The 23,651-nt window shown below is 63.8% G+C and carries 23 protein-coding genes; 5 read left to right on the top strand and 18 right to left on the bottom strand.

Annotated features, from left to right (window positions below; all coding sequences use genetic code 11):
- Positions 1–42: 42 nt before the first annotated feature.
- The 4 genes from VF617_RS11750 to VF617_RS11735 are packed head-to-tail and all read left to right on the top strand — an operon-like array spanning position 43 to position 3,336.
- Positions 43–891, top strand: a complete 849-nt coding sequence (locus tag VF617_RS11750; RefSeq protein WP_331015072.1) for a MoxR family ATPase — start codon at positions 43–45, stop codon at positions 889–891.
- A complete protein-coding gene (locus VF617_RS11745) occupies positions 888–1,301 on the top strand; it encodes a GFA family protein (RefSeq protein ID WP_331015071.1) in 414 nt (137 codons plus the stop codon). The genes VF617_RS11750 and VF617_RS11745 overlap by 4 nt, the downstream gene beginning before the upstream one ends.
- Positions 1,298–2,152 (top strand): DUF817 domain-containing protein, encoded by an 855-nt coding sequence (locus VF617_RS11740; protein ID WP_331015213.1) that lies wholly within the window; start codon positions 1,298–1,300, stop codon positions 2,150–2,152. The genes VF617_RS11745 and VF617_RS11740 overlap by 4 nt, the downstream gene beginning before the upstream one ends.
- A gap of 5 nt (positions 2,153–2,157) precedes the next feature.
- A complete protein-coding gene (locus VF617_RS11735; protein ID WP_331015070.1) occupies positions 2,158–3,336 on the top strand; it encodes a vWA domain-containing protein in 1,179 nt (392 codons plus the stop codon).
- Here the strand turns inward: VF617_RS11735 and VF617_RS11730 are convergent.
- Positions 3,333–4,193, bottom strand: coding sequence for a hypothetical protein (locus VF617_RS11730; protein WP_331015069.1), 861 nt, complete (start codon positions 4,191–4,193; stop codon positions 3,333–3,335). The genes VF617_RS11735 and VF617_RS11730 overlap by 4 nt on opposite strands.
- Positions 4,194–4,258: 65 nt before the next feature.
- Entirely contained in the window at positions 4,259–4,552 is a 294-nt protein-coding gene (locus VF617_RS11725) for an Hpt domain-containing protein (RefSeq protein ID WP_331015068.1), read from the bottom strand.
- 73 nt (positions 4,553–4,625) lie between these two features.
- Between VF617_RS11725 and VF617_RS11720 the strand changes: the two genes are divergently transcribed.
- On the top strand, positions 4,626–6,920 hold the full coding sequence (locus VF617_RS11720; RefSeq protein ID WP_331015067.1) for a hypothetical protein: 2,295 nt from the start codon (positions 4,626–4,628) through the stop codon (positions 6,918–6,920).
- Here VF617_RS11720 and VF617_RS11715 read toward each other — a convergent pair.
- From VF617_RS11715 to nuoF, 16 genes are all read right to left on the bottom strand, one after another.
- A complete protein-coding gene (locus tag VF617_RS11715; RefSeq protein WP_331015066.1) occupies positions 6,917–7,177 on the bottom strand; it encodes a DUF1467 family protein in 261 nt (86 codons plus the stop codon). The genes VF617_RS11720 and VF617_RS11715 overlap by 4 nt on opposite strands.
- 1 nt (position 7,178) lies before the next feature.
- On the bottom strand, positions 7,179–8,819 hold the full coding sequence (locus VF617_RS11710) for a ribonuclease J (RefSeq protein WP_331015065.1): 1,641 nt from the start codon (positions 8,817–8,819) through the stop codon (positions 7,179–7,181).
- 16 nt (positions 8,820–8,835) lie between these two features.
- Positions 8,836–9,612, bottom strand: a complete 777-nt coding sequence (locus VF617_RS11705; RefSeq protein WP_331015064.1) for a type III pantothenate kinase — start codon at positions 9,610–9,612, stop codon at positions 8,836–8,838.
- Positions 9,613–9,624: 12 nt separating this feature from the next.
- Positions 9,625–10,314 (bottom strand): biotin--[acetyl-CoA-carboxylase] ligase, encoded by a 690-nt coding sequence (locus tag VF617_RS11700; RefSeq protein ID WP_331015212.1) that lies wholly within the window; start codon positions 10,312–10,314, stop codon positions 9,625–9,627.
- 8 nt (positions 10,315–10,322) lie between these two features.
- Entirely contained in the window at positions 10,323–11,768 is a 1,446-nt protein-coding gene (nuoN, locus tag VF617_RS11695) for an NADH-quinone oxidoreductase subunit NuoN (RefSeq protein ID WP_331015063.1), read from the bottom strand.
- Positions 11,768–13,345, bottom strand: a complete 1,578-nt coding sequence (locus tag VF617_RS11690) for an NADH-quinone oxidoreductase subunit M (RefSeq protein ID WP_331015062.1) — start codon at positions 13,343–13,345, stop codon at positions 11,768–11,770. Before VF617_RS11690 ends, nuoN begins: the two co-directional genes overlap by 1 nt.
- Entirely contained in the window at positions 13,342–15,441 is a 2,100-nt protein-coding gene (nuoL, locus tag VF617_RS11685; RefSeq protein WP_331015061.1) for an NADH-quinone oxidoreductase subunit L, read from the bottom strand. Before nuoL ends, VF617_RS11690 begins: the two co-directional genes overlap by 4 nt.
- Positions 15,441–15,746 carry an NADH-quinone oxidoreductase subunit NuoK gene (nuoK, locus tag VF617_RS11680; protein ID WP_331015060.1) on the bottom strand — a complete coding sequence of 102 codons (306 nt, stop codon included), beginning with the start codon at positions 15,744–15,746 and terminating at the stop codon, positions 15,441–15,443. The genes nuoL and nuoK overlap by 1 nt, the downstream gene beginning before the upstream one ends.
- Positions 15,747–15,900: 154 nt before the next feature.
- On the bottom strand, positions 15,901–16,512 hold the full coding sequence (locus VF617_RS11675; protein ID WP_331015059.1) for an NADH-quinone oxidoreductase subunit J: 612 nt from the start codon (positions 16,510–16,512) through the stop codon (positions 15,901–15,903).
- Positions 16,513–16,627: 115 nt separating this feature from the next.
- Complete coding sequence (gene nuoI, locus VF617_RS11670; protein WP_331015058.1) at positions 16,628–17,113, bottom strand: NADH-quinone oxidoreductase subunit NuoI; 486 nt, start codon at positions 17,111–17,113, stop codon at positions 16,628–16,630.
- Positions 17,110–18,186, bottom strand: coding sequence for an NADH-quinone oxidoreductase subunit NuoH (gene nuoH, locus VF617_RS11665; RefSeq protein ID WP_331015057.1), 1,077 nt, complete (start codon positions 18,184–18,186; stop codon positions 17,110–17,112). Before nuoH ends, nuoI begins: the two co-directional genes overlap by 4 nt.
- A gap of 130 nt (positions 18,187–18,316) precedes the next feature.
- Complete coding sequence (gene nuoG / locus VF617_RS11660; protein ID WP_331015056.1) at positions 18,317–20,329, bottom strand: NADH-quinone oxidoreductase subunit NuoG; 2,013 nt, start codon at positions 20,327–20,329, stop codon at positions 18,317–18,319.
- Positions 20,329–21,039, bottom strand: a complete 711-nt coding sequence (locus VF617_RS11655) for a hypothetical protein (RefSeq protein ID WP_331015055.1) — start codon at positions 21,037–21,039, stop codon at positions 20,329–20,331. Before VF617_RS11655 ends, nuoG begins: the two co-directional genes overlap by 1 nt.
- On the bottom strand, positions 21,036–21,614 hold the full coding sequence (locus VF617_RS11650; RefSeq protein WP_331015054.1) for a hypothetical protein: 579 nt from the start codon (positions 21,612–21,614) through the stop codon (positions 21,036–21,038). Before VF617_RS11650 ends, VF617_RS11655 begins: the two co-directional genes overlap by 4 nt.
- Positions 21,611–22,336 (bottom strand): hypothetical protein, encoded by a 726-nt coding sequence (locus tag VF617_RS11645; protein WP_331015053.1) that lies wholly within the window; start codon positions 22,334–22,336, stop codon positions 21,611–21,613. Before VF617_RS11645 ends, VF617_RS11650 begins: the two co-directional genes overlap by 4 nt.
- On the bottom strand, positions 22,336–23,640 hold the full coding sequence (nuoF, locus tag VF617_RS11640) for an NADH-quinone oxidoreductase subunit NuoF (RefSeq protein WP_331015052.1): 1,305 nt from the start codon (positions 23,638–23,640) through the stop codon (positions 22,336–22,338). Before nuoF ends, VF617_RS11645 begins: the two co-directional genes overlap by 1 nt.
- Positions 23,641–23,651 lie beyond the last annotated feature (11 nt).

The raw sequence follows: 23,651 nt of genomic DNA, 5'->3' as shown, positions 1-23,651 counted from the left end.
AACGGGTTGCATCGCGCAACCCAAGCCATCTAAGCCGTGCCCATGCGTTTCGAAGGCACAAAGAGCTATGTCGCGACCGAGGACCTCAAGGTCGCGGTCAATGCAGCGGTCACGTTGCGACGCCCCCTCCTCGTCAAGGGCGAACCCGGCACGGGCAAGACCGTGCTGGCCTATGAGATCGCCAAGGCCGTGGGCGCGCCGCTGATCGAGTGGAACGTCAAATCGACCACCAAGGCGCAACAGGGCCTTTACGAATATGACGCGGTAGCGCGCCTTCGCGACGGCCAGCTCGGCGACGAGCGAGTCCACGACATCGGCAATTACATCCGTAAGGGAAAGCTGTGGGAGGCGTTCACCGCGCCCGAAGTGCCCGTGTTGCTGATCGACGAGATCGATAAGGCCGATATCGAATTCCCGAATGACCTGCTCCAGGAGCTCGATCGCATGGAATTCCATGTCTACGAGACCAAGGAAATGGTCCGCGCGGTCGAGCGGCCGATCGTCGTGATCACTTCGAACAACGAAAAAGAGCTTCCTGACGCGTTTCTGCGCCGCTGCTTCTTCCACTATATCAAGTTTCCCGATCGCGGGACAATGCAGGCGATCATCGACGTCCACTTCCCCAAGATCCAGAAGATCCTGGTGAGCAAGGCGATGGACATGTTCTACGATATTCGCGACGTGCCGGGCCTCAAGAAGAAGCCGAGCACGAGCGAGTTGCTCGACTGGCTCAAGCTGCTTCTCCACGAGGATATGCCCCTCGAAATCCTTCAGAACCGTGACCCGACCAAGGCCATCCCGCCCCTGCACGGCGCGCTCCTGAAGAACGAGCAGGACGTGATGCTGTTTGAGCGGCTGGCCTTCATGGCGCGGCGGCAGCAGGGCAAATGACCATCAATGCGGGTTGCCTGTGCGGCAAGGTCCGCATCGCGATAGAGGGCGAGCCGCTACGGACGCGGACGTGCTGGTGCCGCGATTGCCAATATTGGGCCGCAGGCAACGGGACGACCAACGCGCTGTATAGACTTGAGCAGGTCTCGTTCACCGGCGAGGTCAACTGGTACGAGAGCCTCGCCGATAGCAGGAACGTGATGCGGCGCGGCTTCTGTCCGAATTGCGGGACGGCGTTGTTAACCGGGCCTGCCCGCGATCCGGCTTTTCTAGGCGTGCGCGCGGGCGCGTTCGACGACCCGAACCTCGTGCGCCCTACCGAAGTGATCTGGAGCGAAAGCGCGCCGGACTGGGCCGTGCTCGACCCTGCCCTGCCGCGCCATCCGCGGCAGCCGGAGCCGATCGGATAGCCGGCCGGCGGGGAGGCGCGGGCGCGACCCGTTTCGCCCGCGTCCGCGCGCGGCTCGAGGCGTTCGAGCCACGGCCGGGCTGGCGAGCCTGGGCCTATGAATTCCTGCTGTTCGGCTTCAAGCAGGGCTGGGCCTGCCTGTTTGGCGCGCTGATGCTCGCGATGCTGATGGGCACGCATTTCTATTATCCCGCGAAAGCGCCGCTCGCGCGCTACGATGCATTGGTCATTGGGGCAGTGCTGATCCAGGCCGCAATGCTGGCGTTCAGGCTGGAAAGCTGGAGCGAGGCGAAGGTCATCCTGGCCTTCCATCTCGTCGGCACCGTGATGGAATTGTTCAAGACCGCCCATGGGTCATGGCTGTATCCCGAGCCCAGCCTGTTGCGGATCGGCGGCGTGCCACTGTTCACCGGCTTCATGTATGGTGCGGTCGGCAGCTATATCGCGCGCGTGTGGCGGATTTTCGCCTTTCGCTTTCCCGGCTATCCTCCGCGCTGGACGACTTGGATTCTCGCAGCGGCGATCTACGTCAATTTCTTCGCGCACCATTGGCTGCCCGACATTCGCTTGGGTCTCTTCATCGCCACGACCATATTGTTCGCGCGCACGCGCACTTGTTTCAAGGTCTGGCGCGAGGAGCGCTGGATGCCGCTGCTGCTTGGCTGGCTGCTCGTCGCGATCTTCATCTGGTTCGCGGAGAATCTGGGCACTTTCTCGCGCGCCTGGCTCTATCCCGGCCAGGAGGATGGCTGGCACATGGTCTCACCCGCGAAGCTTGGCGCCTGGTATCTGTTGATGATCATTTCGTTCGTGCTGGTGGAGCTTGTGCATGGACGCCGGGAGGCGGAATAAGCGGCATGTTCTTCTCCTTCCTCGATGAGCTGCGCGCCGCCGGCATTCCGGCCAGCCTGAAAGAGCATCTGATCCTGCTCGAAGCACTCGATCGCGATGTGATCGAGCGCACGCCCGAGGCTTTCTATTTTCTCGCCCGGGCGACCTTCGTGAAGGACGAGGGCCTGCTCGACCGTTTTGACCAGGTCTTCGCCAAGGTCTTCAAAGGGATCTCCACCAGCTATGGCGTCGCTCCGGCCGAGATCCCCGAGGACTGGCTGCGCGCGGTCGCGGAGAAATTTCTGACGCCTGACGAGATGGCCGCAATCAAGTCGCAGGGATCGTGGGACGAGATCATGGAGACGCTCAAGCAGCGGCTTGCCGAGCAACAGGGCCGGCATCAGGGCGGCAGCAAGTGGATCGGGACGGGCGGCACAAGCCCCTATGGCAATTCGGGCTACAATCCCGAAGGCGTGCGCATCGGCGGCGAATCACAGCATAGGCGTGCGCTGAAAGTGTGGGATCAGCGCGAATTCAAGAATCTCGACAGCACCAAGGAATTGGGCACCCGCAACATCAAGGTCGCGCTACGCCGCCTTCGCCGTTTCGCGCGGGAGGGCGCGGCCGACGAGCTCGATATCGACGCGACGATCGACGGCACTGCCAAGCAGGGCTGGCTGGATGTCGTCATGCGCCCCGAACGGCACAACGCGGTCAAGCTGCTGCTCTTCCTCGATGTCGGCGGTTCGATGGACCCGTTCGTCAAGCTTTGCGAAGAGCTGTTCTCAGCCGCGACCAGCGAGTTCAAGAACCTCGAATTCTTCTATTTTCACAATTGCCCCTATGAAGGCGTATGGAAAGACAATCGCCGGCGCTTCACCGAACGGACGCCGATGTGGGATATCCTTCACAAATACGGCCATGATTATAAGGTGATCTTCGTCGGCGACGCATCGATGAGCGCATATGAGATCACGCATCCAGGCGGCTCGGTCGAGCATTTCAATGAGGAGGCGGGCGCAGTCTGGATGCAGCGGCTGACCAATACCTATCCCGCGGCAGTGTGGCTCAACGTGCTGCCCGAGGCGCAATGGGGGTATACGCAATCGGTGCGCATCATGCGGGAGCTGATGAACGACCGCATGTATCCACTTACGCTAGCCGGTCTCGAAGACGCGACGCGCGAGCTCAGCCGCAAGCGCTAATTGTTCGCCACTTCGCCCCGCGCCTCTGCGTCGCGACGTATCCTGCGGGAAATTCGCTGCATCGCGCTCGTCGAGCTGAGGTTGGCACGTCCACTATAAAGGCCGGCCAGGTAGGACCGGTCCACGGCCGTGACCGCCAGCGGCGCAGAAACGGAGCTATCGAAAAGCGTCAGGATGGTATCCGCCTCCAGTCCCTCGCGCGGCGGCGTAGCCCCGGCCAGCGCGCGCATCGCCGCATAGTCGGCGATCTGGGTCAGCGATTTGCCGATCGTAACGTCATCATCGATTACGATCATCGAGCCAGCAATGGCATGCTGGGTTGGAAGCGTCAGGATAGAGGCTGACTTGACGGTCATCGTCCCGCCGCTTGCGCGCTGCCCATCTTCGTTGAGCAATTCGGTGGTGTTCCACACGTGCACCGGTCCGCTGCGATAGGCGACCTGCAGCGCCGACGAATCCACGCCTTCGAAAATGCCCGGGCTCTTCGCGCGCCACTGCCTTACCAGCATGTCCGCGTCCCTCGCGATGATCAGCACCAGATTGGCCCGGCACTTTTCCTTGGCCAGGCGCACCCCCGCTTCCGACGCCACCCTGCGGATACGCTTGGCGATTATCCCGCCATATTGCTCGGGAAAGCCGATGACCGTGGGGCAAACGGGCTGGTTGAACCGCGTGAGCTGGCCATCCACCGAAGAAGTGATCTGGCGCACGTAGCGGTGCACCGCCTTTGCCGGGAGCTTGCGTCCGGTGACCGTGATTGCCTCGTCCTGCGCAGGCGCGGCATTCTGGGCAATGGCGTATTCGCTCCAGCCCAGAGCTGCGGCGATCAGAATGAGTGAGAAGTTATGCCTGCGCACGGATCCGGGGCCCTGGGTGAGCGAGCCCATAACACACCTGGCCATTTATCCAAGCTGAACGGGGGCTACAGGCGCTCCACCGCGCGATGGAGCTTGCGGAGGACGGCGCCGTCCCGCGACGGTCCATTGGCCGCTTCCGAAGCCAGCGCCATCAGGCGAACCGCGCCGAAACTTGCGGCCAGGCCCTTCAGCCGCAGCGCGGCGCCGCTCCAGCCATCGGGCGTGTCGGCAGCCTTCATCCCCTCGAGGCAGCGGCGAACGCCCTCAAGGAAAGCCTCGCGCAGCTCAGCGATTAGCTGAGGCTCGTCGCCCACCGCGGCCGCCAGGGTCGCATCGATTGCACCGGGATCATACGCCATGTGTTTAAGGTATCGCGGAGCGCGTTAACGGTCCGTTTCCTTCCGCTGTTGGTAAGCCGCGATAATGTGGTAAATGCGTCACATGATAGGGGGAAATCCAGCCGAGCCGATGCTCGCCATAGCCGACGAGCCTTTCGTCCTCGCGGAAGCGGTGGCGCCTTCGTTGGAGGCGCACTTGGTCGACGAAGCAGACGCGCCGGAGCCGCGCCGCGACTGGAGCTGGCTGCCCGCGGCCCTTGCCATCGTTGCGGCATTGAGCTCGTTCGCGGGGCTGGGCTGGCTGGCATTACCCGCGGTTCAGGCAGGCATGGAACCGGTCGCGCTTGTCCAGCTGATCGCCGCGCTCTGCGTGCCGCCGCTGCTGATCGGCCTCCTCTACCTGCTGGCGATGCGAAACAGCCGCAGCGAGGCCCGGCGCTTCGGCGCCACCGCGCAGACGATGCGCGCGGAGGCGGCGTTGCTCGAGCGGGCAGTCGCGGCGCTTTCCAGGAAAATTGCCGAGAACCGCGCGGCGCTGGCGGAACAGACCGACATATTGATCGCGATGGGCGACCGCGCGGCCGAGCAGATCGCCGAAGTCGCGGGGACCGTGGCGCACCAATCCGCCACGCTCGACAGCAGCAGCCGCACGCTTACGCTCGCCGCCGGGGAAACCGAGCGTCGTGTTTCGATCGTGCTCGCATCGCTGCCGAAAGCGCATGAGGAAATGCGCGGGCTTTCGGAGCGCGTCGATGCAGCCGGGCTGCTGGCCAGTCAGCGCGCCGCCTCGCTCGATACCCAGCTTTCGGCCCTCAGCGAGCGCGGGCGTGAGGCCGATCAGATCGCGGGGGGCGCGGCGGAGCGGTTAGCGGCGCACATCGCGCGGATGGAAGCGACAAGCGAGACAGCCAGCGCGCGTCTGGAAGCTGTAACCGGTCAGATGTCCGCCGAAGTCGATACCGTGCTTGATCGCGCCGCGAGCGCAGTGGACGAAGCGCGCAAGGGCATCGCAACGCAGGGCGAAGCGATCCTTGCGATGCTGAGCGCCAACCAGGCCGCACTCGATCGGGCGGGCCGTGATACCGCAGAAGCACTGGGCGAACGCATGGCGACGATCGAGGAAGCGATCGGGCGCATCGGCACGCGGCTGGGCGAAGAACATAGCCGTGGCGATGCGCTGTTCGCGGGACTTTCCACCGGCGTGGACCGGCTCGATCGCGAGCTTCAGGTGCTGCACGCGGCGGGGATGGACCGTACCCAGGGCCTCGCCGCATCGGTTAGGGCTCTGCATGGTTCGGTGGATGCCATGTCCGAGGCGCTCAACATCGGCGATACGATCGCGCACCGCGTGATCGCCACTTCGGAGGAGTTGCTCACCGCGCTCGACGCCTCCGCGCGCGAAATCGACGAGACTTTGCCCGAAGCGCTGGCCCGCCTTGACGCGCGGATCACTGCGAGCCGCCAGATCGTGGCCGGCGCGAAACCCGAATTGCTGGCGCTGGTCACCGCCGCTGAGAGCACGCACGACGCGATCGAAGCTATTGCCGACGTAGTAAGCCAGCAGCGCGACACGCTGGCCAAGACCCAGGCGTCGCTGCTTGAAACCCTCGAGACCGGCGGAGAGCGCGCGCACGCGCTGGAAGAAATCGTCGACGAGACGATCGCCACCACACGCCGCTTCGCCGAGGACGCCGCGCCCCAATTGGTGGATGCGCTGCTTCGCGTTCGCGAGACCGCAGTCGCCGCCGCCGACCATGCGCGCGAGGCGATTGCCGGAATCGTCCCCGGTGCGACGCGCGCGCTGGAGGAAGCCAGCACCATTGCGCTCCGCCGCGCGATGGACGAGACCGTCCGCCGTCAGCTGGGCGAGCTCGCCACCACAACCGAAGCCGCCGTTGGGGCGGCCACCCGCGCTTCAGAGCGGCTGACGCAGCAGATGCTCCAACTCGCTGAAAGCACCGGCAAGGTCGAAGCGCAGATCGAAGCCGGCCGCGCCGCGCGCGAGGAAGCCGATGGCGACAATTTCGCCCGCCGCGTCTCGCTGCTCATCGAAGCGCTGAATTCGAACGCCATCGACATCACGAAGGTCTTCGCGTCGGACGTCACCGACAGCGCCTGGGCGGCATATCTGAAGGGTGACCGCGGCGTCTTCACGCGCCGCGCCGTCCGCGTGCTCGATTCGGGCGACGCCAGGGAAATCCACCGGCTCTATGACGAGGACGATGGCTTCCGCGACAACGTCAATCGCTACATCCACGATTTCGAAGCGATGCTCCGCCAGATCCTCGTGCTGCGTGATGGATCGCCGCTCGGAGTTACATTGCTGTCGTCCGACATGGGCAAGCTGTATGTAGCGCTGGCACAGGCGATCGAGCGGCTGCGGAGCTAGTTCACCCAATCCAGCGTCTCGGTCGTCACCCAGCCGAAGATGTAATTCGCCAGGAAAATTCCAAACAATAAGCTCGCGACTATCGTCGTGCGGATCATCACACGCTTGACGTCGAATTCATGGGGAGCGCTCTGGGCCTGGCCGGGCACCATAGCCACCCCCGCTTCCTCGCTGGTCTTCACACCGAAGGGCAGCACGAGGAATACCGAAAAGGCCCAGAACAGGAGGTAGATCGCAAGGGCGGACTGCCACTTCATGTCAGGCCTGCACGATCAGCACATCGACCACGGGCTTCTTGCCCGTGTAGCGCACCGCGACGCGGCGGACCGAGAGCCGCAGGGCCTCACGGAGTTTCTCCAGATCGCGACTGCTTTCCTTGCTTACCGTTTGAGCCGCGGCATTCGAGGCATCCGCGATGAAATTGTCGCGGTCTTCCTCCACAGGCACGCCCTGAAGGCGGACCTGCGGCTCGCCGAGCAGCTTGCCCTGGCGGATCGCCACGGCCACCGAGATCTGCCCGTAGAGCGCTACGCGCCGCCGCTCGTTGATCGTGGAGCCATCGGCGGGTAGGATCACGTCGCCGTCGAGGACAAGCCGCCCCACCGGCGCGTGCCCGATCTGCTTGGGCCTCCCCGGCGCGAGCTTCCAGATATCCCCGTTCACCTGCGTGATCGCCTGGGGCACACCCTGCGACAAGGCGAACCGCGCCTGCTCGTGCATGTGGCGGACTTCGCCATGGACCGGCACCAGAATTTCCGGCCTTATCCACTTGTACATTTCGGCCAGCTCGGGACGTCCAGGATGGCCGGATACGTGCACAAAGGCCTGACGGTCGGTGATGATCTCCACGCCCTTTCCGGCCAGCGTGTTCATGATCTTGCCGATCGCGATCTCGTTGCCGGGGATCTGGCGGGACGAGAAAATGACGGTGTCGCCTTTGTGAACCTTTAGGACGTGCGTGTCCTCCGCGATGCGGTTGAGCGCCGCGCGGGGCTCGCCCTGCCCGCCTGTGGCGATGATCATCACGCGGTTTGCCGGCAGCGACATCGCAGTTTCGAAGTCGATCGTGTCAGGGAAATCGCGAAGATACCCGGTCGCCTTGGCGACGCGGATGATGCGATCGAGCGAACGGCCCGCGACGCACAATTCGCGTCCGCAATCCCGCGCGACTTCGCCCAGCGTCTGGAGGCGGGCGGCGTTGGACGCGAAGGTGGTGACGAGCACGCGGCCCTTGATCGCCGCGACCACTTCATCAAGCCCGGTGCGAACGTCGATCTCGGAGCCCGAGGCTTCGGGATTGAAGACGTTGGTGGAATCGCACACCAATGCGAGCACGCCCTTGTCGCCGATCGCAGTCAGTTCGGCGGCGGTCGATGCGCCACCCAGCGCGGGCGCATCGTCGAGCTTCCAGTCACCGGTGTGGAAGACGTTGCCGTAAGGCGTCTCGATCAGCACCGCGTTGCCCTCGGGGATAGAATGCGCGAGCGGAGTATAGGTGATCGTGAAGGGCCCGATCTGGAACGGGCCTTCCTCCTTGACTATTTTCAGCTCGATCCGGTCGGCATTGCCTTCTTCTTCGAGCTTGCCGTTGATCAGCCCGGCGGTGAATGGCGTTGCATACAGCGGCACACCCAGCTCGCCGGCCAGATAGGGCAAGGCGCCGATATGATCTTCATGCCCGTGCGTCAGCACGATGCCGATCAGCTCGTCGAGGCGCTCCTCGATGAACTGGAGGTCGGGCAGGATCACGTCCACGCCCGGATATTGCGCATCGCCGAAGGTGATGCCGCAATCGACCATCAGCCATTTGCCCTGGCAGCCATAGAGATTGACGTTCATGCCGATCTCGCCCGATCCGCCGAGCGCGACGAAAAGTAGTTCGTTACCTGGTGTCACCATATTTCCTTGAATGGAGTCAGCGGCCGCGTTTCCACAGCATCCATAACCCCTGAATCGTCAGATCGGGTTCGATCGCGTCGAACACGTTCGTATGCTTCTCGAAGAGCACCGCGAGGCCCCCCGTGGCGATCACCTTGAGCGGGCGGCCGACCTCCGCCTTCATCCGCGCGACGAGCCCCTCGATCATCGCGACATAGCCCCAATAGATACCGATGTGCATTTGATCGACGGTGTTGCGGCCGATCACCGAGAGATTCCCCTTCGGCGCCTCGATCGCGATGCGGGGGAGCTTGGCGGCGGCAGTGACCAGTGCGTCGAGTGACAGGTTGATCCCGGGCGCGATGATCCCGCCCTTATAGGCCCCAGTATAATCGATCACGTCGAAGGTCGCCGCGGTGCCGAAATCAATTACGATCAGGTCGCCGGGATGTCCAGCATGCGCGGCGATCGAGTTCAGCGCGCGATCGGCGCCCAGATTTTGCGGCTCCTCCACATCGAGCTGGAATCCCCAGCCTGCCTCACCCTGCCCCGCGATCACTGCCTCCGCATTGAAATATTTGGCCGAGAGCACCTGAAGATTATGGAGCGCGCGCGGGACCACCGTGCCGATTATCACGGCGGTAACCGACGCCATCTCGAAGCCCTCAAGCCCAAGCAACTGGCTGAGCCACACCGCATATTCGTCCGCCGTGCGGCGCGGATCGGTGGCGATGCGCCAGCGCGCGTGGATCTCGCCGGCTTCCACCAGTGCGAAGACGACATTGGTGTTGCCGGCGTCGATCGCGAGCAGCATCGAAAAGCCCTTTCAGAGCAGGAACACGTCGCCCGCGTGAATGGCACGGACAGTGCCGTCGGCCAAGCGCAGCATCAGCGCGCCATCCTTGTCGAGCCCGCCGAACAGGCCGTCCAGGCTCGTCCCATCGGCAAGGCGTGCGGTAAGCGCGGTGCCGATGGGATGTGCGCGGGCGAGCCAGCGATCACGGACAGGTGCGATGCCGTCTCGCCAGCGCGAAAGCCAGCGCGCGAAAATCTCCGCGAGCGCTTCGGCGAAGACCTCCGCCTCCGGGGCCGGCGCATAGACGTTCAGGCTGGTCGCCGGCTGGCCCAGGCCAATAGGGCAATGGGCGAGATTGACGCCAAAGCCGAGGATGACCGCGTCGTCCACGCGCTCGAGCAGGATGCCTGAGAGCTTTGCGCCATTCACAAGCAGGTCGTTGGGCCATTTGAGCATCGCCTGCACCCCGAAGACCGCGACGGTTTCTTCGAGCGCGACCGCGGCGACAAGCGCCAGCGTGGCGGGCGAAGGCTCGCCGGGGCGGACGCGCACCAGGGTGCTGACATAGAGATTGCCGACCGGGGAAACCCAGGCCCTGCCCTGCCGGCCCTTGCCCGCGTTCTGGCGCTCGGCGCGAAGCCACAGGCCCTCGCTCGCGCCGCTGCGCGCAAGACCGGCCATGTCCTGGTTGGTCGATCCCGTTTCGGCGACGGTACGTATCGTCGCGGTCAGAACAGCGCCTTCGCAGCCGATGCGGTGAAGATTTCGAGATAGCCGAGCAGCGGCCAGCCGAGCGGCGATATCACCGCTGCCGCTAGCACGAGCAGTCCACCCTCGACGGGATGGGTCTTGCCGCTGAATGCCGGCGCCGGCTCGTCGAAGTACATGATTTTGACGATCTTGAGATAATAATAGGCTCCGATCGCCGAAGCCGCCGCGCCCACCGCCGCGAATATGAACAGGCCGGCATCCACCGCAGCTACGAACACCTGCAGCTTGGCGAAGAAGCCCAGCAGCGGCGGGATGCCCGCAAGGCTGAACATGAAGATCGCCAATGCCAGTGCCAGCCCGGGCCGCGTGCGGGACATCCCGGATAGGCTGGCGATGCTCTCGACAGGCTGGCCATCCGGCCCGCGCATCTGGAGCACGACAAGGAAGCTGCCCAGCGTCATTACGACATAGATCGCCATGTAATAAAGCACGCTGGATACGCCCGCCTCGCCGCCCGCCGCCACGCCGATCAAGGCGAATCCGACATTGTTGATCGAGGAATAAGCGAGCAGCCGCTTGATATTGGTCTGGCCGATGGCAGCAACCGCGCCGAAGATGATCGATGCCAGCGCCGCGAAGATCACGATCTGGCGCCAGTCGTGGATTGCGGGACCCATTGCCTCGATCGCGACCCGCGTAGCGAGCGCGACTGCCGCGACCTTGGGCGCGGAGGCGAAGAAGGCCGTCACCGGGGTCGGCGCGCCTTCATAGACGTCTGGGGTCCACATGTGGAACGGCACGGCGCTGATCTTGAAGGCCAGGCCGGCAAAGACGAACACCAGCCCGAACAGCAACCCCATCGAGCGCCCGCCGGCATAAGCGTCAGCAATCCCAGCAAACAATGTCGTGCCGCTGAAGCCGTAGACCAGGCTGATGCCGTAAAGCAAAATGCCAGAGGCAAGCGATCCGAGAACGAAATACTTCAAGCCTGCCTCGGCGGATCGCACGTCGCGGCGCATGAAGCTGGCGAGGATATAGGCCGAGAGGCTCTGCAACTCGAGGCCGATATACAGGCTCATCAGGTCTCCGGCGGAAACCATCATCCCCATGCCGGCCGTGGAAAGCAGGATGAGCACCGGATATTCGGGGCGAAGATCGTCTCCGGATGTGGACTGGAAGAAGCGCGGCGCGATCAGGATCGAGACCGCGGCCGCGAAGAAGATCAGCGCCTTGGCGAATGCGGCGAACATGTCAGGCCGATAGAGGCCGCCAAACGCCTCGCCGCCCGCGGATGCGGGGCCAGCCAGGGAGATGCCCGCGCCGATCAGAACGGCGATGCTCGCCCAGCTCACCAATTTTGTCGATTGCTGCCCGCCCCAGGCTGCGACCAGCATCAGCGCGATCGCGCCGACGCTGAGCACCAGCTCGGGCAGCGCCATCATCAATTGCAGGGAATAGCTCATCAGTGGGCGCTCCCGTGCTGGGCGGAAGCAGCGGGCGCAGCATGGCCTTCACCATGAGCCGCCGGAGCCGCCTTTCCGGGGGTCGGCTGCGAATCGCCGGCCGGCGCGGCGCGGCTCATCCGCTCCACCAAGCGAGCGACATCGGGCCGCATCGGCTCGAGGAAGCTCTCAGGGTAGACGCCCATCCACAGCACCGCCGCAGCGATCGGAGCGAGCAGCCACAGCTCGCGCGCATTCAGATCGGGCATCGCGCGCACATCGTCCTTGGTGAGCTCGCCGAAAACAACGCGGCGATAAAGATAGAGCATATATGCCGCGCCCAGGATGATGCCCGTCGTACCGATCAGCGCGGTCCAGGTGGAAACCTTGTACACACCCGCAAGCCCCAGGAATTCGCCGACGAAATTGCTAGTGCCGGGCAGGCCCACCGCCGCCATGGTGAAGAGGAGGAATAACACAGCATAGCGCGGCATGTTTATCGCGAGACCGCCATAGCGGTCGATTTCGCGGGTATGCAGCCGATCATAGATCACGCCGACGCACAGGAAGAGCGCGCCAGAGACTAGCCCGTGGCCCAGCATGACCATCATCGCCCCTTCGATGCCTTGGCTGTTAAAGGCGAACAGCCCCATCGTGACGATCGCCATGTGTGCGACCGAGGAATAGGCGATCAGCTTCTTCATGTCCGACTGCACCAGAGCGACCAGCGAAGTGTAGACGACGGCCACGCAGGAGAGCGCGAAAACCAGCCACATGAACTGTGCCGAAGCTTCCGGGAACATCGGCAGGCTGAAGCGCAGGAAGCCGTAACCGCCAAGCTTGAGCAGCACGCCCGCCAGGATCACCGAACCCGCCGTTGGGGCCTGAACGTGCGCGTCGGGGAGCCAGGTGTGGACCGGCCACATCGGCATCTTGACTGCGAAGCTGGCGAAGAACGCCACCCACATCCAGCTTTGCCAGTGCGCCGGGAAATCATGGCCCATCAGCTCGGGGATGGATGCAGTGCCCGCGCTCAGGATCATCGCGATCATCGCGACGAGCATCAGCAGCGAGCCGAGCAACGTGTAGAGGAAGAATTTATAGCTGGCGTACACACGGTTCGCGCCGCCCCATATCCCGATGATCAGGAACATCGGGATCAGCCCGCCTTCGAAGAATACGTAAAAGAGCAGCAGGTCCTGCGCCGCGAAGGTGCCGATCATCAGCAATTCGGTGGCGAGAAACGCAGCCATATATTCAGGCACCCGCCTGTCGATCGCGCTCCAGCTCGCGCCGATGCAGATCGGCATCAGGAAGACCGAAAGGACAATGAGCATCAGCGCGAAACCGTCGATGCCCAGCGCCCAAGCGAAATCGACTCCGCCCACGCCGAACAGTCGAAAATGCTCGACGAACTGCCACTGCGCCGCTCCGGGCCCCTGATCGAAGCTGGTCCAGAGCCAGATGCCGAGCGCTAGATCGACCAGCGTGGCGGCGAGCGCGATCCAGCGGGCATTACTGGCGCTCGAGAACAGGCACGCGACCGCCGCCACCGCGGGGATCGCCAGCATGATCGAGAGGATCGGGAAACCGCTCATCCTGCGATCACCCAGGTGAGCGCAGCCGTAAGGCCGATCAGCATGATGAACGCATAGGTGTAGAGATATCCCGATTGCAGCCTGGCCGTGCCAACGCCGCTGAATTGGATCAGCCGCGCAATGCCGTTGGGGCCGAAGCGATCGATGATGCCTTCGTCCCCCGCCTTCCAGAACAGGCGGCCGATCGCGAAGGCGGGGCGCACGAACAGGAAATGGTAGATCTCGTCGAAATACCATTTGTTGAGCAGGAAGCGGTAGAGGACGCCGAACTGCTCCGCGAACGCCACGGGGAAGCTGGGGCGCTTGATATAGGCATACCAGGCGATGCCGAGGCCGAGCAGCATCGCGATCGTCGCGGAGAGCTTCACCGGCACCGGAACCTCATGCATCGCGTGCATCAGATGCTCGTTGAACGCGAGAGCGCCCTTCCAGAAATGCTCGCCCGCTTCCGGCTCGATGAAATAGCCGTGGAAAGCGAAACCCGCGAAAACCGCGCCGATGGACAGCAGCAGCAGCGGTACGAGCATGGCCCAGGGGCTCTCGTGCGGATGATAGCCGCCGGTGCCCTCTGCGGGCGCATGGAGCGCTTCGTGCGCGTTCGGCGTGTGGCCGGCATCCTCCTGCGCCGGGGCGTTGGCCTCTTCGTTTCCGTGACCGTGCGTGTCGTGATGGTGTCCGTGTGCGTCATGAATCGCGTGCCGGATGTGCTCCGACTGCGTCCAGCGCGGTGCGCCGTAGAAGGTCAGGAACACGACGCGCCACGAATAGAAGCTCGTCAGCAGCGCGACGAACACACCGACCCAGAAGGCGCTCGGCACACCGGCGGCCCAACTCGCCTCGATGATCGCGTCCTTCGAATGGAAGCCGGCAAAACCGATCGCATCGAAGCCGAAGATGCCAGGGATGCCGACGCCGGTGATCGCGAGCGTGCCCGCCATCATCGTCCAGAAGGTGATCGGGATGTGCTTACGCAACCCGCCATAATAGCGCATGTCCTGCTCGTGGTGCATCGCGTGGATGACCGATCCAGCGCCGAGGAACAGCAGCGCCTTGAAGAATGCGTGCGTGAAAAGGTGGAACATCGCCGCGCCGTACGCGCCCACGCCGGCGGCGAAGAACATGTAGCCGAGCTGCGAGCAGGTCGAATAAGCGATCACGCGCTTGATGTCGGTTTGCACCGTTCCGACTGTCGCGGCGAACAGGCACGTGGCCGCGCCGACGAAGGTCACCACCCCCATCGCGACCGCGCTCTGATCGAACATCGGCGAGAGGCGGCAGACCATGAACACGCCGGCAGTCACCATCGTCGCGGCATGGATCAGCGCCGAAACCGGGGTTGGTCCTTCCATCGCGTCCGGCAACCAGGTGTGAAGCCCGAGCTGCGCCGATTTGCCCATCGCCCCGAGGAACAGCAACAGGCAGAGCACGGTCATCGTGTCCGCGCGGAGCCCCAGGAATCCGATAGTCGAACCGTGCATATTGGGCGCGGCGGCGAGGATCGTTGGAATATCGACCGTGCCGAACACCAGGAATGTGCCGAAAATGCCGAGCATGAAGCCGAGATCGCCGACGCGGTTGACGACGAATGCCTTGATCGCCGCGGCATTGGCCGATGGCTTGCGGAACCAGAAGCCGATCAGGAGGTAGGAAGCTAGACCTACGCCTTCCCAGCCGAAGAACATCTGGACGAGATTGTTCGCGGTCACGAGCATCAGCATCGCGAAGGTGAAGAGCGACAAATAGGCGAAGAAGCGCGGCTGATCGGGGTCCTCGTCCATATAGCCCCAGCTATAGAGGTGGACGAGCGCCGAGACGCTGGTGACCACGACGAGCATCACCGCAGTGAGCGCATCGACGCGCAGCGCCCAATCGACATGCATGTCGCCGCTGGTGATCCAGTTGAGCACCGGCACTACATTAGGCTCAGCGACGCCGCTCATGTAGCTCAGGAAGATCGGCCAGGAGAGCGCGCAGGCGACGAACAGCGCGCCCGTGGTGACCACCTTGGGGAAAACCGAGCCGAACGTCTTGTTGGCCAGCCCGGCGACGATAGCCGCCAGCAGCGGCAGGAATACGATGAAGAGAATGGGAGACATCAGCCCTTCATCCGATTGACGTCGTCGACCGAGATCGTGCCGCGGCCGCGGAAATAGATGACGAGGATGGCGAGCCCGATCGCGGCCTCACCGGCAGCGACGGTCAGCACGAACATCGCGAAGACCTGGCCGACGAGATCGCCCAGCGCGTTCGAGAAGGCGACGAGATTCAGGTTCACCGCCAGCAGGATCAGCTCGATCGCCATCAGGATGACGATGAGGTTCTTGCGGTTCATGAAGATGCCGAGGACGCCAAGCGTGAACAGGATCGCGCTGACTACAAGGTAATGGGTAACGCCGATCATAATGCCTCGATCCTCCCCGGCACGGGGAGGGGGACCAGCCGCAGGCTGGTGGAGGGGGCGTGCCGCAAGTGCTGTACTTCGGAGAGAGCCCCCTCCGTCAGCGCTTCGCGCTGCCACCTCCCCGTACCGGGGAGGATCATTGTGGCAGACCCCATCACAACTCCACCCCCTGCCCCACCGGCGGTTGCGTGTTGCGGGTCGCATCCTTCGAGCGGCGATTGATCTGGTGGCTGATATTCTGCGGGCGCACGTCGCTGCGCTTGCGATAGGTCAGCACGATCGCGCCGATCATCGCGACCAGCAGCACCAGCCCGGCTCCCTCGAACACGAACAGATAGCGCGTGTAGAGCAATTGGCCGACCGCTTCGATATTGGGGACCTCCCGATCGATAGGCGCAATGCGGCGGCCCATCTGCAGCCCGCCGGCGTTCCACGCGCCGACCGCCACGACAATCTCCGCCGCCAGCGCCAGCGCCAGTAAGGCGCCGACCGCAGCATAGCGCATCACGCCCGCGCGCAGCTCGGCGAAATCGATGTTGAGCATCATCACGACGAACAGGAACAGCACCGCGACTGCGCCCACGTATACGATCACCAGCAGCATCGCGATGAACTCGGCTCCGGCGAGCACCATCAGCCCCGCCGCGTTGAAGAACGCCAGGATCAGCCAGAGCACCGAATGCACCGGATTGCGCGACAGGATCGTCATCGCGCCGGACGCGATTACGACCGTGGCGAACAGGTAAAAGGCGAGGATCTGGATCAAAGCACGGACATTCCAGATTTTCCGCTCACCCTGAGCTTGTCGAAGGGTTGCCGCCCGGGGAGGGAGGCTTCGACAGGCTCAGCCTGAGCGGAGGTGGGGACGATTTGCGGGGCCATTAACGGTACGGTGCATCGGCGGCAAGGTTCGCGGCGAGGACGCGCTCCCAGCGGTCGCCGTTCGCGAGCAGCTTATCCTTCTGGTAGATCAGCTCCTCGCGCGTCTCGACCGAGAATTCGAAGTTCGGCCCCTCGACGATCGCATCCACCGGGCACGCCTCCTGGCAGAGCCCGCAATAGATGCACTTGGTCATGTCGATGTCGTAGCGCGTGGTGCGGCGGCTGCCGTCCTCACGCGGCTCGGCCTCGATCGTGATCGCCAGCGCGGGGCACACCGCCTCGCACAGCTTGCAGGCGATGCAGCGTTCCTCGCCATTGGGATAGCGGCGCAGCGCATGCTCGCCGCGAAAGCGGGGCGAGAGCGGGTTCTTCTCATAGGGGTAGTTGATCGTAGCCTTGGGCTTGAAGAAATAGCGCAAGGTCAGCCAATGGGCCTTCAGGAACTCCCACAAGGTGTAGGAACGGATGATCTGGGCGAGGCTCATGCGGGAAATCCAACCCGGAGCCACATCAGGTATCCGGAAACGAGGAATACGAAGATCAGCGACAGCGGCAGGAATATCTTCCATCCCAGCCGCATCAGCTGGTCGTAGCGGTAGCGTGGCACGGTCGCCTTGATCCAGCTGAAGATGAAGAAGAAGAACAGGATCTTGGCGAAGAGCCAGAGGATTCCGGGCACCCAATAGAGCGGCGCCCAATCGACCGGGGGCAGATACCCGCCCCAGAACAAAGTCGCGTTGAGCGTGCACATCAGCAGCACGTTGGCGTACTCGCCGAGCCAGTAGAGCGCGAAGCTCATCGACGAATATTCGGTCTGGTACCCCGCGACAAGCTCGCTCTCCGCCTCGGTCAAGTCGAACGGCGCGCGCTGGGTTTCGGCCAGCGAAGAGATCAGGAACACCACCCACATCGGGAACAGCAGCGGATTGGCGACGAAACCGTTCACCCACCCGAACACTGCCGCCCCGCGCTGCGCCTCGACGATGCCGCCCAGATTGAACGTCCCGGCCCACAACACGACCGACACCAGCACGAAGCCGATCGAGACTTCATAGCTGACCATCTGCGCCGCGGCGCGGATCGCTGAATAGAAGGGGTATTTGGAGTTGGACGACCAGCCCGCGAGGATGATTCCATAGACGCCGAGCGACGATGCCGCGAGCACGTAGAGCAAGCCGACATTGATGTTGGCGAGCACCACGCCCGCCTGGAACGGCACCACCGCCCACACGATCAGAGCGACCGTGAAAGTGATGATCGGGGCGATCAGGAACAGCGTCTTGTTCGCGCTCGACGGGATGATCGTTTCCTGGAGGAAGACCTTGAGCCCATCGGCGAACGACTGGAGCAGCCCGAACGGGCCGACGACGTTGGGCCCGCGGCGCAGCGCCATCGCCGCCCAGATCTTGCGATCGGCATAAATGATCATCGCCACAGCCAGCATCAGCGGCAACGCGATGAGCAGGATTCCGGCGATCGTGGCGGTGAACCAGGCGAGATTGTAACTGGCGAAAGGCTGCCACCCGAACAGGCTGATGGACTGGAAGAAGGCCGTCATATGTGAGTTCCTTCGTCACCCTCACTCTTCCCACGACGCTGCGCGTCGCGGGCCCCTTCCCTCTCCCATTGGGAGAGGGAGGGAGGCGCCGAAGGCGCCGGAAGGGTGAGGGCGACGTGCGTTTGCTTGCTCACTCCGCCGCCTCCGCGAAATCTTCGCCGTGGACCAACTCGGCCGAGCAGCGCTGCATCGTCGGGCTGGCGCGGCAGATGGCGTTGGTGAGGTAGAAATCCTGGATCGGATAGCTCACCGGCCCGCTCGTCTTCGAGAAGAGCTTGGGCGGCGACCATGGGTAACGGATCAGCCCCTCTTGCGCCAATTCGGGCGCTTCGGAAGACATCCCGGCGAGGAGTTCGGCATAGCTGTCGAACGGCAGCGGCTTGCCGAGCTTTTCCGAGAGCGCGCGCAGGATCGTCCAGTCCTCACGCGCATCGCCCGGGGCGAATACCGCGCGGTCGGCGCGCTGGACGCGGCCTTCGAGGTTCACATAGGTGCCCGGCTTCTCCGCATAGGTCGCGCCCGGCAGGATCACATCGGCGTGATGCGCACCCTTGTCGCCATGATGGCCGATATAGACCTTGAAGCTTCCCGCGAACGCCGAGAAATCGACTTCGTCGGCACCGAGGAAAAAGGTGAGTTTGGGCGCGGCGGCAACGATATCCGCGATGCCGCCCTTTTGCGCGAAACCGAGCATCAGACCGCCCATGCGCGCGGCGGCGGTGTGGACCACGTTGAAGCCGTTCCAGGCGCTTTGCGTTTCAGTGGGGGCACGCTGGAAGCCCTTGGCCAATGCCAGCGCCGGGCCATGCCCGTCCTTGAGCGCGCCGGGGCCGAGGATCAGCGCAGGGCGCGCGGCATTGTCGATCGCCTGGGCGAGATTCTCCGGCATCTTGCCGAGCAGGCCCAGATCGTTGCCGAGCCACTCGACCTTATAGGTCAGGTCGGTCTCCGGCCCGATCGCGAAAACCTTTGCCCCCTTCTTGATCGCCTTGCGCACGCGCGTGTTGATCAGCGGGGCTTCCCAGCGAAGGTTCGAGCCAACCAGCAGGATCGCGTCGGCATTCTCGATCTCCGCGATCGTGGTGTTGAATGCGACCGCGCCCAAATTGGTCACGTCATAGGCCATGCCGGTCTGGCGACCTTCGAGAAGCTCCGATCCGAGCGAATTCACCAGTTTTTTCGCGGCATACATCGTCTCGCAGTCGAGCATGTCGCCGGCAATCGCCGCGACGCTCGATCCGGCGTCTGCCGCGACGATCGCGTCGAACGCCTCGTCCCAGCTCGCTTCGACCAGCTTGCCGTCACGGCGCACGAAGGGCTTGTCGAGGCGCCGGCGGACGAGCCCGTCAACGTGATAGCGCGTCTTGTCGTGCGCCCATTCCTCGTTCACGTCCTCGTTGATCCGCGGAAGCACGCGCATCACCTGGCGGCCCCGGCTGTCGAGCCGGATGTTGGTGCCGACCGCGTCCATCACGTCGATCGAAAGGTTGCGGCGCAGCTCCCACGGGCGATATTCGAACGCCACCGGCTTGTGCGTCAGCGCGCCGACCGGGCAGAGATCGACGGTGTTGCCCGAAAGCTCGCTCTTGAACGCGTGCTCCAGATAGGTGGTGATCTGCATGTCCTCGCCGCGATAGATCGCGCCGATCTCTTCCACGCCCGCGACTTCCTCCGCGAAGCGGACGCAGCGCGTGCACTGGATGCAGCGAGTCATGATCGTCTTGATGATCGGGCCCATGTACTTTTCGGTCACGGCCCGCTTGTTCTCGGTGTAGCGGCTGTGGCCCTTGCCGTAAGCGAGGCTCTGGTCCTGCAAATCGCATTCGCCGCCCTGATCGCAGATCGGGCAATCGAGCGGGTGATTGATCAGCAGGAATTCCATCACGCCTTCGCGCGCGGCCTTGACCATCTGGCTGTCGGTGCGGATTTCCTGATTGTCGGCGGCGGGCAGCGCGCAGCTTGCCTGCGGCTTGGGCGGCCCGGGCTTCACTTCGACCAGGCACATGCGACAATTGCCCGCGATGCTCAGGCGCTCGTGATAGCAGAAACGCGGAATCTCCTTGCCCGCAGCTTCGCAGGCCTGGAGCACGGTGGCGCCCTGGGGGACTTCGACTTCGATTCCATCGACCTTGAGCTTGGGCATTACTTCTTTTCCTGCGCCGCCGGCGTCAGCGACGCGGCAGGGGTTCGATAAAGAATTTCGGCGAGCGCGCCCTCCAGAACGGGCTTGCTCAGTGTCATTGTACTCCCGGCCGGAAAGCACGGGGCCAAATCGTTTTTCAGCTGCCGGATCGCGTTTTCCTGGCCCGGACTCGCGGTCGGCAACAGCACGACTTCGCGAGCAAAAGCAGGGTTGCGGCGGACGACGCAGTCCGCGAACGATAGCAGTCTCGCCTGACCAAATTCCACGGGCGAGGCAGGTGCGCCGGGATCGAACGGGGCCAGGCTGCGGGACCATGCTTTCCCCTTGGCTTCCGCAGCACTGCGCTGGCGATAGAGCTGAACGAAAAGCGCCCCACGAAACAAATTGCTGTCGAATCTCAACTGGCCGCCGGAAAGGCAATAATCGTCTGCAAGCCCGACCAGGGCCCGGTTGTAAGCGTCGCCGTTCGGCATGGCCAACACCGCGTCGACGCGCTTGGCTGATCTTGACGCGATACACCGGGCGAATTCAGCCCCGGCCATGCGCCCCCGATTGGCCTCGGAGATCGATTTCGCATTCGAGATTTCGGCCGGCCCTGCTCCAACCGGGTACATTGCCGTGGGCGCGGCAATCCGCTCCTGCGCATGCGCAGCGAGAGGCGCCGCGCAAAGCGCCAGCAAGATACGGATACGGGGCAGGATAGGGCTCAATTGGCGGTCGCGTGGTAGAGCGGCTCGGCGAGCATCAGCCGCAGGTTCGACGCGGTGAGCTTCACCGTCTGGCCCTGAACGATGCACCCGCCCAGCACCGGCTTGAGAGCGCCGATCGCCGCGCGTTCTTCGGCGCTACCGGGCGCTGCCATCACGAGCTGCGCCGAGGCGGAGGGCGCGGCGGCGGCGATGCAGGTGCCGTATTGCTGGCGGGCAACCTCCGCAGCACTATAGTCGACCCCGACGGACCGGCCGGAAATGGCGGAAGCATACCAGGGCGAAGCTGCGACACTGCCCGGCCGATTAGCGGAACCCGCCATGATCGCAACCGCGAGCAGCGCACGCGCATCGGCGAAATCATACCACACCGTACCGCGGCACGCGTCATAGGCGACGGCGAGCTTGCGCGACGCCCTGGCCTCGTCGTCCGATCCCGGAAGCGTCGACAGGAGCTTGCGCACGCCGCGCGGCTCGCTGTCGGCGACACAGGTTGCGATCGACATCGCGGTATCGGCGCTGGCCTGGGCCGGTGCCCCAATGAGCAAAAGAGTGGTGGCAACTGCAAATGTCATCATTGCGCGCTCCTGATATTCGCATCGTGGCTTACGACCGTCGGCGTGACCGTCGCAAAGTGAAATAGTGCCTCGGCGATTGTCGCTTCGAGAAAGGCGCGGGTTAGTGTCAACGTGACTCCGCCGGGGACGCAAGCCGCAATCGTCGGCTTCAGCGCCGCATAGGACTCGCTCTCTTCCGGTGTCGCGACGATCTTGCCGCTTATCGCCGTCCGGCTCAGCTCGGGGGCTTTGCGTACGATACATTCGCCAAAAATCTGCGCCGGTCGATACGAATCGTCTGCAGGAAGCCGCCAGGCGGGTTCGGTTGACTCGAGCGGCGGCCCGATTGGTTTGCCTGCCATTTTCAGCAGGTATCGGGCGCGGAAAAGTTGCCCGCGCAGCGCCTCTGCCGGATAGGAAAGCCACCCGAATTTTTCATTGTGACCAACCATGATCGTCGGGCACCAGCTTTTTGCCAAAACGGCAGCACCGTCCTTGGCCTTGCGCGACATTGCGCCGTTTTCCATTACCGCGCGAACTGCCCGGTCGGTCATGTCGTTCGGGTCCGAGTCCGCCACACAGAGCGCATAGGCACGCAAAATCTTGCGATGCTCGTTAGCTTCCGAGAGCTTGCTCGACTTCGTGCCCCTTTTGTCCTGCCCCACCACAAGCGACGGCGCAGCCATGAGCGCAAACGGGCCCGGCGACATCGCCATCAACACGGAGGCCGCAACGACAATCATTACTCCGCAGCCTCCTGCATCGGTGCTTCGGCGGTGCCGTTACGCTCGTTGATCCTGCGCTCCATCTCAGGGCGAAAATGCTTGATCAGCCCTTGGATCGGCCAGGCCGCCGCGTCGCCCAGCGCACAGATGGTGTGGCCCTCGACCTGCTTCGTCACCTGATAGAGCGTGTCGATCTCGCTGATCTCGGCGTCGCCGGTGCGCATGCGCTCCATCACGCGCCACATCCAGCCGGTGCCTTCGCGGCAAGGGGTGCATTGGCCGCAGGACTCGTGCTTGTAGAAATAGCTGAGCCGGGAGATCGCGCGGACTATGTCGGTGGACTTGTCCATCACGATGACCGCCGCGGTGCCAAGGCCCGAGCCGAGCGCCTTGAGCCCGTCGAAATCCATCGGGCAGTCCATGATCTGCTCGGCGGGGACGAGCGGTACCGACGAGCCACCCGGGATCACCGCGAGCAGATTGTCCCAGCCGCCACGAATGCCGCCGCAATGCTTGTCGATCAGCTCGCGGAACGGGATGCTCATCGCTTCCTCGACCACGCACGGCTTGTTCACATGCCCGCTGATCTGGAAGAGCTTGGTGCCTTTGTTCCCCTCCGCCCCGAACGACGAGAACCATTCGGGACCGCGCCGCAGGATCGTCGGCACGACGGCGATCGATTCGACATTGTTGACCGTTGTCGGGCAGCCATAGAGCCCCGCGCCCGCCGGGAATGGCGGCTTGAGGCGCGGCTGGCCCTTCTTGCCCTCCAGGCTCTCGAGCATCGCGGTCTCTTCGCCGCAGATATAGGCACCGGCGCCGCGATGGACGAAGACGTCGAAATCATAGCCGGATTTGCTGGCGTTCTTGCCGATCAGGCCGGCGGCATAGGCCTCGGCCACCGCGGCGAAGAGCGTCTCGGCCTCGCGGATATATTCGCCGCGGATATAGATGTAAGCAGCGCGCGCGCGCATCGCGAAGCCCGCGATCAGCGCGCCTTCGATCAGCTTGTGCGGATCGTGGCGGATGATCTCGCGGTCCTTGCAGCTGCCGGGCTCGGATTCGTCGGCGTTGATCACCAGGAAGTTCGGGCGATCTGGACGGGGCTCCTTGGGCATGAAGCTCCACTTCATGCCGGTCGGGAACCCTGCCCCGCCGCGCCCGCGCAGCCCCGAAGCCTTGATGCGGTCGATGATCGCATCCTGGCCGATCGCCATCAGTTGTTTGGTCGCATCCCAATCGCCGCGCACTTGCGCAGCCGACAGGTTCCACGGCTGGAAGCCGTAGACATTGGTGAAGATGCGGTCCCGATCTTCTAACATTGGAAAATTCC

The organism is Sphingomonas sp. (genome assembly GCF_036388215.1).
GTDB lineage: Bacteria > Pseudomonadota > Alphaproteobacteria > Sphingomonadales > Sphingomonadaceae > Sphingomonas.
This window is presented reverse-complemented; position numbering and strand designations above follow the sequence as displayed.